The 1,424-nt window shown below is 55.4% G+C and carries 1 protein-coding gene and 1 pseudogene; one reads left to right on the forward strand and one right to left on the reverse strand.

What is annotated here, in order from left to right; all coding sequences use genetic code 11:
* Positions 1-260: pseudogene (locus D183_RS23845) on the forward strand (beta-N-acetylglucosaminidase); the annotation flags it as partial.
* A gap of 45 nt (positions 261-305) precedes the next feature.
* Here the strand turns inward: D183_RS23845 and D183_RS26220 are convergent.
* Positions 306-1,424: S1 family peptidase (locus D183_RS26220; protein WP_232757184.1), on the reverse strand; the 1,119-nt coding region annotated here is incomplete at its 5' end.

Genomic DNA, 1,424 nt, shown 5'->3' on the forward strand with positions numbered 1-1,424 from the left:
TGGCGCCGTGGCTGGACGCGACCGCGCTATGGGGCCGCGCGCTGCGCCACAGCGTGGACGGGCTGAACCAGGCGCTGGCGGGCGATCCGGCGGCGCAGCAAGCTTTCGCCACCGCCGGGCAACTCGCCGCGCAGGCCGCGGCGATCCCGTCCATCCCCGGCGCCACCCGCTTCGGCGGCCCGGTCAAGGTCGCCGACGGCGTGCTCGACACCTTCGTCGCCGATGCGCCCGGCCTGGTGCAGCGTCCGCCGACGCGTTAGCGGAAGGCGCCGGTTCGGATTGGCGCCTTCCGCCAGGCCTAACGATCAGACTGACAGTCCGTTGGCTTGCGCGACTCGGAGGACTTCGCTTATAGCGATAATCTCTGCTACGCCTCCAGGATTAAGAACCCCCTTGTGTACAACTCCACGAACCTCAAACTTCGAGTCCAGTGCGGGTCCGCCGCTCATTCCGCTCTGGATGGGGCCGTCCACCCTGGCTTTTCTTATATCATGAGCGCCAGATGTCGCCTTATTCTTAAATACTCTCGTGACTGGTGAGTTCACAGCTGTGGCATGCTCGCCCCGCGTATAATCTGGATAGCCTACGGTAACTAGATTGTCACCCTGGTTGGGGTCTCGGCCCAGCCTGTAACGTGAGCGCTCCAAATCCAGTCGGTGTTTATCATTGCGTACGCGAAGTAGGGCAATATCTCTATCCCAATCTATTGCAATAACGTCACAAATAACTAAGGCCAGTCTTCGTTCGTTCATGACATAAACAAAAGGAAGAATAGTTTTTGTGTCGTCACGCTCTACGACGTGAGCGGCGGTCACCATTATTCCAGAGGAAGTGGTGAATGCTGTCCCTTGGCTTTGGCCTAGATCGAATACAAACAGCGGATCAGTACTGGCGTTGACGATGTGAACTCCCCGCGCCCGACGAACTAGTTGACTGATCAGCTCTACACTAGGCACTCTCAACTGCAAAGTTTCGTGAAGCTTGTTGAAGCGGTGGGCGATATCTGAAGCAAGCCAATCTCCTTTGCCGCGTACCATACTGAGGTACGAAACTTTTCCGTGAATCTGTCGAAGCAGCCTAGCTGGCGCGACTCCTGGAGTTTTCTCCTCAGGAAATTTCTGAGCAGCGACTTCATCAACTCCAAACTTCTCCATTGCGTATATCGTAGACTCTAGCGCAAAGTACCAAGGGCGTTTGACATTGACCTTTTCATTTACAACGAGTCCAGTGACTGTCTTCCTGCTTCCCTTGGTGGCGATTCGGAGCTTTTCCATGTTTATGGAAAATCCCTCCGAAGTCACAATTTCTGAAATTGATGCGCCGACCAGGGGTTTCCCTTCATCGTCTAAAATGGCCACGCTACGAAGTTGAGTAAGTGGCCTATCGAACGAGAAAGTAAGGTCGTCAGCGTAGCGTGTGTAAGA

The sequence above is a fragment of the Xanthomonas sp. SHU 199 genome (assembly GCF_000364665.1).
Lineage (GTDB): Bacteria > Pseudomonadota > Gammaproteobacteria > Xanthomonadales > Xanthomonadaceae > Xanthomonas_A > Xanthomonas_A sontii.